This is a genomic window from Cupriavidus sp. (genome assembly GCF_057315035.1).
Genome location: NZ_DBHKYV010000002.1, coordinates 404,453 through 414,531 on the forward strand (window position 1 = coordinate 404,453; position 10,079 = coordinate 414,531).

The 10,079-nt window shown below is 66.7% G+C and carries 8 protein-coding genes; 7 read left to right on the forward strand and 1 reads right to left on the reverse strand.

Annotated elements, in window-relative coordinates; genetic code table 11:
• The first annotated feature begins 1 nt into the window (after window position 1).
• The 6 genes from ACO550_RS05415 to ACO550_RS05440 all read left to right on the forward strand — a co-directional run bounded on the left by ACO550_RS05415 (window position 2) and on the right by ACO550_RS05440 (window position 7,576).
• Window positions 2–2,134 carry an acetate--CoA ligase family protein gene (locus tag ACO550_RS05415; protein WP_315591900.1) on the forward strand — a complete coding sequence of 711 codons (2,133 nt, stop codon included), beginning with the start codon at window positions 2–4 and terminating at the stop codon, window positions 2,132–2,134.
• Window positions 2,135–2,142: 8 nt separating this feature from the next.
• Entirely contained in the window at window positions 2,143–3,348 is a 1,206-nt protein-coding gene (locus tag ACO550_RS05420; RefSeq protein ID WP_315591901.1) for an acyl-CoA dehydrogenase family protein, read from the forward strand.
• Window positions 3,345–4,316 (forward strand): acyl-CoA dehydrogenase family protein, encoded by a 972-nt coding sequence (locus ACO550_RS05425; protein WP_315591902.1) that lies wholly within the window; start codon window positions 3,345–3,347, stop codon window positions 4,314–4,316. The genes ACO550_RS05420 and ACO550_RS05425 overlap by 4 nt, the downstream gene beginning before the upstream one ends.
• Window positions 4,317–4,322: 6 nt before the next feature.
• The gene (locus tag ACO550_RS05430; RefSeq protein WP_315591934.1) at window positions 4,323–5,087 is read left to right on the forward strand and encodes a glucose 1-dehydrogenase; all 765 of its coding nucleotides are present in this window, start codon (window positions 4,323–4,325) and stop codon (window positions 5,085–5,087) included.
• Window positions 5,088–5,089: 2 nt separating this feature from the next.
• Window positions 5,090–6,313, forward strand: coding sequence for an SDR family oxidoreductase (locus tag ACO550_RS05435; RefSeq protein ID WP_315591903.1), 1,224 nt, complete (start codon window positions 5,090–5,092; stop codon window positions 6,311–6,313).
• 171 nt (window positions 6,314–6,484) lie between these two features.
• On the forward strand, window positions 6,485–7,576 hold the full coding sequence (locus tag ACO550_RS05440; RefSeq protein ID WP_315591904.1) for a porin: 1,092 nt from the start codon (window positions 6,485–6,487) through the stop codon (window positions 7,574–7,576).
• Window positions 7,577–7,603: 27 nt separating this feature from the next.
• Here the strand turns inward: ACO550_RS05440 and ACO550_RS05445 are convergent, their stop codons facing one another.
• The gene (locus ACO550_RS05445; RefSeq protein ID WP_315591905.1) at window positions 7,604–8,221 is read right to left on the reverse strand and encodes a nuclear transport factor 2 family protein; all 618 of its coding nucleotides are present in this window, start codon (window positions 8,219–8,221) and stop codon (window positions 7,604–7,606) included.
• Between the two features lie 346 nt (window positions 8,222–8,567).
• Between ACO550_RS05445 and ACO550_RS05450 the strand changes: the two genes are divergently transcribed.
• Window positions 8,568–9,935 (forward strand): MFS transporter, encoded by a 1,368-nt coding sequence (locus tag ACO550_RS05450; protein ID WP_315591906.1) that lies wholly within the window; start codon window positions 8,568–8,570, stop codon window positions 9,933–9,935.
• Window positions 9,936–10,079 lie beyond the last annotated feature (144 nt).

Consider the following 10,079-nt stretch of genomic DNA (forward strand, 5'->3'; position numbering starts at 1 on the left):
CATGGCGTCGCACGTGGAACACAGCGGCGCTGGGCTCGACGCATTCTTTCATGCGCGCAGCATCGCCGTCGTTGGCGCCTCCGACGACATCACGAAGATCGGCGGCCGTCCGCTACACATGCTGCGCAAGCACGGGTATGCGGGCACGATCTATCCGGTCAATCCGAAGGGTGGCACGGTACAGGGCATGAAGGCCTACCGCGCGGTGGCCGAGACGCCCGAAGCGCCCGAGCTTGCAATCCTGGCGGTGCCTGCGGCAGCCACCGCCGCGGCGCTGCGCGACTGCGGCGTGCGTGGCGTGCAGTGCGCCATTGTGCTGTCGTCGGGCTTTGCCGAAGCGGGCGAGGCCGGCGTGGCCATGCAGGCAGAACTGGTGGAGATCGCGCGGCAATATGGCATGCGCATGCTTGGGCCCAACTGTCTTGGCACGGTCAACGTCGTAGACCGCATGATCGGCTCGTTTTCGATCAGCCTGGAGGAATACATGCCGCCCCCCGGCGAGGTGGGCATCGTGTCCCAGTCAGGCAACGTCGGCAGCCACACCATGGCGGCGGTGGCGCGGCGCGGCCTGGGTGTCAGCCGCTTCATGGCGACCGGCAATGAAGCCGATGTGGACGTTGCCGACGGCATTGCCGCACTGGCGCGCGATACCGGCACCCGCATCATCCTGTGTTGCATGGAGACCTGCCGGCATGCAGGGCGACTCATCGACGCGTTGGAGTTGGCGCGTACCAATGGCAAGCCGGTGATCGTGTTGAAGGTCGGCGCCACCGAGTCCGGCCAAGCCGCTGCCGCCTCGCACACCGGTGCGCTGACGGGCTCCGATGCCGTGATCGATGCGGTATTCCGTCGCCACGGCGCGTTGCGCGTGAAGTCGGTGGAAGAACTGATCGAGATTGGCCATGCCGCGGCATTGCTCCTGCCCAACCGGCTCCCCCGGCATGGCGCCGTGACGTTGCTGGCAGCGTCTGGCGGTTTCGGCGTGATGATGGCAGATGCGATGAGCCAAGCAGGTCTGCAGTTGCCGCCCCTTACCGAACTGACGCGCGAGCGGATCTCGGAAGCCCTGCCGTCGGCTGGCACTGGTAATCCGGTCGATGCCACGGCACAGATGTCGAGCCGGCCCGAGATCCTGCTCAAAATCCTGACCGCGCTGCTCGACGACGCATCGGGCGGCACGCTGGTCATGTTCATGTCGCTGTCGCTGTACAACTCCCGGCTGCGTGGCGTCTACCTCGACGCCCTGGCGCAGGCGCGAGCCGCCCAACCAGATCGCGTATTCGTGATCATCAGCCAGGGGCCGGCCGACGCGGTGGCCGAGATCAACGCGCTGGGCATTCCGGTCTTCGGCAGTATCGACGCCGCCGCAAGCGGCCTGGCGGGCCTCGTGCGCTTAGCCGCGCTGTCCGGCCTGCCGGTGCAGCCGGCGGCCGTCGTAGCGCAGGCACCCGTCGATCCGGCCGTATTCCGCAACGAGTTCCACGCCAAGCAGGCCCTGTCCTCGGTGGGCATCGACGTGCCGAAGGAAGCCATCGTCCAATCGGCCGACGACGCGGTGCGGGCGGCGCAGGCCACCGGCTTCCCGGTGGTGCTGAAGATCGTGTCCGAGGATATCGCCCACAAGACCGAGGCCGGCGGCGTGGCATTGAACCTTGCCAACGGCAGCGCGGTGCGTGATGCGTATGACAAGGTGCTGGCCAACGCCGCGCGCCATGCGCCGCAGGCGCGTATCGACGGCGTGCTGGTAGCGCCCATGTTGAAGGGCGGCGTCGAAATGATCGCGGGCGTGTCGCGCGATCCGGTGTTTGGTCCGGTCGTGATGGTGGGTATGGGCGGCATCTACGCCGAGGTCCTCAAGGACGTGGCCGTGCAGGCCGCACCGGTTAGCGAGGACGAGGCGCTGGCGATGATCCGTTCGCTGCGCATGTTCGCGCTGCTCGATGGCGCGCGCGGACAACCCAGGGCCGACGTGGCCGCCGCGGCACGCACGGTGGCACGGTTGTCCGAGTTCGCATGCCGCCATGCGGCGGATGTCGAAGAAATTGACATGAACCCGATTCTAGTGCGGGAAGAAGGCAGGGGAGTGGCCGTGCTCGACGCGCTGATGATCCCCCGCCCGGCACAAGCTCACTGAGACATTACATGCTTATCGAAAAACACGTGGCGGTCCCCGATCCGGCCGCCGGGCCCGAGGTGTATCGGCAGCACGCGCGCAACTGGCTGCGGGGCAACCTTCCCGATTTCATGCGCGCCGACAACCTAGCTTACCGGACGCCCACGCTCGAGGAATCGCGCGACTGGGAGGCCGCGATGTACCAGGCCGGCCTGGCGGGCATGACGTGGCCCAAGGCGTACGGCGGGCATGGGCTGTCATTGCGCGAGCACCTCGCCGTGAACAAGGAGGTTGGCGCGCTGCTGATGCCCGAGAGCGTCAGTTCTATCGGCAAAGAGCTGGCGGGCCCGATCATCATGACCGTCGGCACCGAGGCGCAGAAGCAGGCCTTCCTGCCGGCCATCCTGGCCATGCGCGAATACTGGTGCCAGGGCTTCTCCGAGCCGGACGCCGGCTCGGACCTTGCCCGCTTGCGGACCAAGGCCGTGCAGGAAGGCGACCAGTGGCGCATCAACGGGCAGAAGATCTGGACCAGCGGCGCCGCCAAGGCGCACTACTGCCTGCTATTGACGCGCACGGGCACTGTGGCCGACAAGCATCGGGGCCTGCTGATGTTCGCGGTGCCCATGCAGACGCCCGGCATCCGCGTGGTGCCGATCAAGTCCATCGATGGCAAGGAATCGTTCGCCGAAGTGTTCTTCGATGATGTGGTCGTGCCGGATAGCGCTCGGCTTGGCGCACCCGACGAAGGCTGGAACGCGGCAATCCGTGTGCTGTCGATCGAGCGGGCGACCAATCGCATGTATCGGGCTTGGCGCTTCGAGGCCGAATTGCGGCACCTCGTGTCGGCGTGCAAGTCCGACCCGCTGCTGGCGCGCCAGCTCGAGGATGGCCATGTGCAACGGCGCATTGGCGAGGTGCTGGCCGAGATCGATGCGCTTAAGGGGCTGGTGGAGCAGACGGTGGAGCGCATGATGGCCGGCGAATCGATTGGCGCGCGCGGCTCGCTGACCAAGCTCTTTTGGTCGGAATGCCACCAGGCGTTCGCGAGCCTCGCGTTGTCGCTGATGGCCAAGGTCGGACCCCATTCGAGTCCGCAGGCGCAGCGCGCCCGCAAGGCTTTCACGCAGGCCTACCTGTTTGCGCGCGCTGAGACCATCTACGCAGGGACGACCGAGGTACAGCTTGACGTCATCGCGCAGCGCATCCTGAATCTACCCAAGGAGTTGGCATGACCGCTCACGACAACGATCTGCGGCCCGAGGAATTCGCCCAAGCCGCCGCCGAGGCCATTTGTGATGCACTGGCGCGCGAAGGCGCCGACGCCTGCCGCGTACTGGCCGAGGGCGGTCTTTTCGGGGTCAGCGCCGCCGAGGACGATGGCGGCCTTGGTTTGCCGGTACGTTTCGCGCTGCCGGTGGTCAACGCGGCGGGCCGCCTCCAGTTGCGCCTGCCGCTGCCCGAGCAGATCCTGCTGAGCCGCGCGCTGGCCGGCACGCCGCAGGCCGCAGCGCTGGCGGCTGGCGAGAAGCTGGCGACGATCGCCTGGCAAGGCAGCCTCGCCGACGGCATGGCCAGCCATGCGCGCCACGTGGCGCGCTGCGACTGGGTGCTGGTCAACGAGGGCGACGCCGCCGACGATGGCGCGGTCCTGCTCGATGTGGCGAGCGTTGCCATCGATGAAGACGGTGCGCTCGATCCCGAGTGTCCGCAGAGCTGGCTCGGCCTGGCCGGCGCGAAGGTCGTGGCGCGTATCGACGCGGGAGCACGCGCCACGCTGGAACAGGGAGCCTGCCTGCTGATGGCGGAGCTGGCCAATGGCGCGGCGCAGGGTGCGCTCGAACTGACGGCCAGCTACATGGCGACGCGCGTGCAGTTTGGCCGGCCGTTGTCGGCCAAGCAGGCGGTCCGACATCTGCTGGCGCGCATGAAGCTGTTGCTCGAAGCCTCGTCGGCGGCCGTGCACCGCGCCATGGGGCGCAACGAGTTCGGCGAGGCGCGCGACGCGCGGCCGGCATTGGCAGGTGCCATTGCGAACGCCGCCTTCGTACTTGAAAAATCGATCCATCTGCACGGCGGCATGGGTTTTACGTGGGAACTGCCGCTGCATGTCTCGCTGCGCGAGGTGCGCAAGCTGGACGCGGCATTCGATACAGGCGCGTTGGCGCGCGCCAACGGCCGGCGGCTCATTGACGCAATCTGAGGAGACATCATGGTGCAACAGGATCTGGCGGGGCGCGTCGCGTTGGTCACGGGCGCGGGGGCGGGGATCGGACGTGCCACGGCGCGTCATCTGGCGGCGCGTGGCGCCATCGTTGCGGTCAACGACCTCAAGGATGGACTGGTCGAGGAGACCGTGGCGGGCATTCGCGACGCAGGCGGCGAGGCCATACCGGTGGTGATGAACGTGGCCACACGCGACGGCATTTTCGCAGCCGTGCGCATGGCGGCGGAGTATCGGGAACGGTTCGACATCCTGGTGAACAACGCCGCGTGGGTGCGCTACCAGTCCGTGCCGGAAATCATGCCGGAAACGCTTGATCGCATGCTGGATATCGGCTTTAAATCCGTTGTCTGGGGCATTCAGGCCGCGACCGAGGCGATGGACCCGGAATGCGGCGGTGCCATCGTCAACGTGGCTTCCACGGCTGCGCTCGTATCGGCGCCCAACTCGGTGGTGTACTCGGGCATCAAGGCCGGCATCCTCGGCATCACGCGGGCCGCCGCAGCGGAGCTGGGGGCGCGAAACATCCGCGTCAATGCGGTCTGCCCATCGGCGGTGCCGACCGAAGGCACGCAGCGCAACCGCGACGCCGAGCGCGACGCGCGCCGGGTGGCGCGTACGCCAATGGGGCGTCTGGGTAACGTGGACGACGTGGCGCAAGGCATCTGTTTCCTGGTCAGCGACGAAGCGCGCTTTATCACCGCGCAGGCGTTGGCGGTGGACGGTGGTGTCACGTTCACGAATCTCTGACCTTGCCTACGGTACTCATCACCGGCGCGGCCTCGGGAATCGGCCGCAGCGCCGCGCAGCGTCTTGCACGTGACGGATGGCAATGCGTGCTGGTCGACCGTGAGGTACAGGGCTTGTCCGCGACGCTGGCCGGCATGCCGCCGGCCGGCAATACCCGGCACCGGGTGATGACGGCGGACCTGACCAACTCGGCCGCAGTCGAAGCACTGGCGGGGCGCGTGGGTTCGCTCGATGCGCTGATCAACAATGCCGGCATGTCGGATCGCGGCAACCTGGCCGTGGTGGATCAGGACGATGCGACATGGCGTCCGCTGGTGGCGTTGAACCTCGATGCGCCGGCGCGGCTAGTGCAGGCGTTCTCGTCAAGGCTCGTGCCAGGCGCGCGGATCGTCAACGTGGCATCGGGGGCGGGGCTGCGCGCCATTCCGTGGCGTGGTGCCTATAGCGCCAGCAAGGCGGGCTTGATTGCGATGTCGCGTGCGCTGGCACGCGAGCGAGACGACTGGTGCGTGACCACGCTGTGTCCGGGGTTCGTGCGCACAGCGCTGGTGGATTCGTTGATCGCCACCGGCCGCCTGCAGCCGGCCGATGCGGTGGCCAAGGTTCCGCTGGGACGCATTGCCGAGCCCGAGGACATGGCCGAGATGCTCGCGTTCCTGGCAAGCGAGGATGCCGCGCCGCTGTCAGGGCTGTGCGTGTCCAGTGATGGGGGTTCCTCGGTGTTCGGCGGCAGCCGCGCGTTCGCGCCGGCCACGCAGCCACCGGTGCCGCTCGATATGCCGGTGAGCATGGAGATCATCGGCGCATCGGCCGAGGCATGGCAGGTGGTTGCCGGCGAGGGCCACGGGTATCTCGCCGTGCTCGACGTCACGCCTCTCGATGCGGCGCCCGGACAATGTCTCGAAGCGGTACGCATGGCGGCACGACGGTTCAGGCATGCGCATGCCGGACCTGCCAGCCTCACGCTGATGTTGCCCTCGGAGGGACCGGGCGACTGGCGTGCCGCCGCCGATGCTGCGGCCGCGCGCATGCTGGTGGCAACGCTGGCCTGCGAGTGGGGAGCAGAGGACCTGCGCATCAACGCCGTGCAGGCCGCATGCCCCGATCCTCACGCACTGGCGCCGTTGCTGCGTTTCATGGCCGGGCCGCGTGCCCGATACATGACGGGGCAGGTTCTGCCCGTGCCATCGCCACCTTCGTCGCACGCTGCGCTACGCGCGCCCTAGTCACCCAATCGTTTCGAATCTGCCCTTAACGGGCCTGCGGCAAGCAGTGCCCTCCAGGGGCGAAAACGGGATGCCCGGCAGGGGGCAGGGCATCTCGCGGGCATGTCACGGCCATGGCGGTCATGCCGGTCATGCCATAGGGGCCCCCATCACAAGAAATGGAGACCGATAATGAAGTACAAGGTGGCTGTGCCTGGTTTGTTGTCGTTGGCGTGTGCGTTGCCAGCCAGTGCGCAAAGTAGCGTCACACTTTACGGGGTGGTGGATACCGGCATCGACTATGCCAATCATCAGCCGAACGGGGGCAACTCGATCGTGCGCGTGTCGTCGGGCAATACGGCGGGTTCGCGCTGGGGCTTGCGCGGCGTGGAGGATCTTGGTAGTGGGCAGCAGGCTGTGTTCGTACTGGAAAGCGGGTACGACACGGACACCGGCAAGTCATCGCAGGGATCGCGGCTGTTCGGACGGATGGCATACGTTGGCCTGCAGGGCAACTGGGGCAGCCTGCTGTTGGGGCGGCAGCAGAACGCCCTGTTCGATTTCATCGGCGCATTCGATCCGATGCTGTTGGCGCCCAGGTACTCGATTCTGAATCAGGACATCGCGTTCGTATCGCGCGCCGACAACACCGTCAAGTACACCGGCACGTTCGGTGGCGTGACGGCATCGGCCATGTACAGTACCGGTGCCGAGAGCAGCACGGTCAACGGCAGCGAGATCCCCGGCGATCCCAAGATCGGACGCGAGTACGGCTTTCGCGTGAGCTACAGCGGCGGACCGTTCGCCATTGGCGCGGTCTACGATGAAGTCAACACCGGCACCACCACCAGCAATCCCGACGCAAAGACGCGCCGGGCAGTGGTGGCCGGCACCTATGCGTTCTCGCGCGTGAAGGCATTTGCCGGCTATCGCTGGGCGCGCGCCTACGATGGCGCGCTGCTGGCGGGTGCCAGCAGCGGTGCGGCGAACCAGGGCTCGAACCTGTACTGGACAGGTCTGATCTGGGATGCCACGCCGGCTATTGCGCTGAGCGCGGCGGCGTACTACCAGGACTTTCGCAACACCGGCAACGACGCGTGGCTCTTTGTTGGTAACGCCCGGTATGCATTCTCCAAGCGGACTAACGCCTACCTGAGTGTGGGCTACACCCTGAACAAGGGCGATGCGAACCTGGGGCTGAGTTCTGGTGTGGGCGGGTTTGGCTATACCACACCGGGCGCCAACCAGCTGGGCGCGGCCGTGGGCATCCGGCACTTGTTCTAACTGATGGCGCTGGCGCGCCAGAGCGGCTCAGTCCGTCGAGAGGCGGTCGGCGTCGGGCGCGCCGCGCAGCAATGCGTAGACAGGATCATGCGGAAACCGGCTGCCAACGGGCTGGCGGGGGCCGAAATGCTCGTGCTCCGGCAGAGCCGGGGTGCCGAGGTCGCGCATCCAGTCGTAGACCACCACGCGATGTGCGATGCGCCACTCGCCGGCACGCTTTTCGAACCGGTCCACGTAGCGGCCGGCCAGGAAGACCTCGCGCGAAGTGCCGGTTTCGTCGGGCTTGCGCTGAAGTGCCTGGAAATATGACTCCACGGCGGCCCATTGCCCGTGCAACGTGATGGACAGGTTGGAAATCATGTGAATCGAGCGCTCGCTCGTACGCAAGCGTTCCAGCACCCAGTCGATGAAGCCGCTGGCGCTGCCGCGATACGGACCGTGCGAGTCGGTGCCGTTCGACCAGTACGCGCTGCGCAACGCCGCTTCATCGCAGCGATCCACGCCACGGCAATACCGGAACAGGCATTCGCGGATGGCTTCGCGATCAAGTAGCTGGTCGAGGGCAGGCGAGGACCCGAGGGCGTTGGAATCGCCCGGGGAAGCCTCAGTCTCCATCTGGCTGGCAGTGAGCAGGGTGGGTTTCATGTTGTCTCCGGCGGTGTATGCGATGTATGCGGTGTTGTGGCAAGAATTGTCGCGCGCGCGTCGCCGGGGGATTGCCGCGTCTGCGGTTGATTGTGTTCTGCAGGATGCGTGCATACCGGCCCGCGTGGGTCGCCTCTAACATGGGTGTCAGAGCCCTATACAATTTGCGGCCGTCCGCAGGGTGCCCCAGGCACCTGCCGGACCATAACGACAGAAGGAGACAGACCATGCCCGGTTTTACCGACGGCGCGGGCCGCCCGGCATTCCCATGCCCCATCCGGCATTTGCAGCGTACGTGTGAGCGCGTGCGCCCCGTGGATTGCGGCCCCGACTTTGGGAGCGCCCGATGACGGCGTCTGCAACCACCGATGTGCAAGCCTTCATCGACGCGCAGCGGTTCTCGCGCTTTCATGTCGGGCTGTTCGTACTCTGCTTCCTGATCATTGCGCTAGACGGACTCGATACTGGCGCAATGGGTTACCTTGTCCCCTCGCTGATCCACGACTGGGGCGTGTCGCGGGCGGCGCTTGGGCCAGCGCTGAGCGCCGCGCTTGTGGGCATCGGCGTGGGTGCGATGGCCGTGAGCCCACTGGCGGACCGCATTGGCCGCAAGCGGGTGCTGATTGGTGCGGTGCTGGTCTTCGGTCTGTTCACGCTGGGCGCCGCGTTTTCCACCTCTCCCGAGATGCTGACCGTCATGCGCTTCATCACCGGCATTGGCTTGGGCGCTGCGGTGCCTAATACGGTGACGTTGATGGCGGAGTACGCCCCGACCCGCATTCGTGGCACGGTGGTCAACGCCATGCTGGTCGGCTTCGCACTGGGCAATGCGGCGGGCGGCCTGGCGGCTGCTTGGCTGATCCCGCACTTTGGCTGGAGGGCGGTGTTGCTTGTGGGCGGGATCCTGCCCGTCCTGCTGACCTTGCTGCTGGTGGCAAAGCTGCCAGAGTCGGTGAAATTCCTGGTGGTAAGCGGCCAGGGTGGCCAACGCGCCGTTGATATCCTGCACCGGATCGCGCCGGCCGCACGGCTGGGCAACGTGACGCTGACGTGCGAGAACGTGCCGGCTGCCGGGCGCGCCCGGTCGCCTATCGCCGAACTGTTCGACCGGCGCCATGCGCTTGGCACAGCATCGCTATGGCTGTGCTACTTCATGTGCATGATGATCCTTTACCTGGTGAACAACTGGCTGCCCACGCTGTTCACGGTATCGGGTTTGTCGCTCCACGACTCGACGATCACCGCCACGCTGTTCCATATTGGCGGGGGCGCCGGGATTCTGCTGGCGGGCCTGCTGACTGACCGGTTCCGACCCACGCGCGTCGTGGCCGCCTATTTTGGCGCGGCAGCGGGCATCGTGCTGGTGATCGGGCACTACATGTCCCAGGGCGGCGCACTGACCGCGCTGATCGTGGTCATGGGCGTGACGGTATCGGGCGCGGCGGCTTCAATGTCACCGCTCGCGGCGCACTACTACCCGACCAGCAGCCGGGTGACGGGCGTTGCCTGGATGCTGGGAATCGGCCGGCTTGGCGGGGTGGCCGGCACGCTGGGCGGAGCCATGCTGCTTGGGATAGGCTGGAATTTCGGTGCGATCTTCAGTGTGCTGGCCCTTCCTGCCGCAATCTCGGCGGTATGCCTGCTGGTCCTGGATGCCGCACGCAGCCAGCGAGCGCAGAATGATTCGTGGGATGGGCAGGCCGTGCGTCACTAAGGATCACCAGATGTGCGGGAAGCCCCGGAGTTCAGTCCCGGGCTTCCCCCCCAACGGGGGATGGGCCCGTCCAACCCACCCGCGCCCCCGGGGGGCGGTTGAGGGGGCGGGTCGGTGGTGGCGACGTGCGAGGGCCAGTGGCGT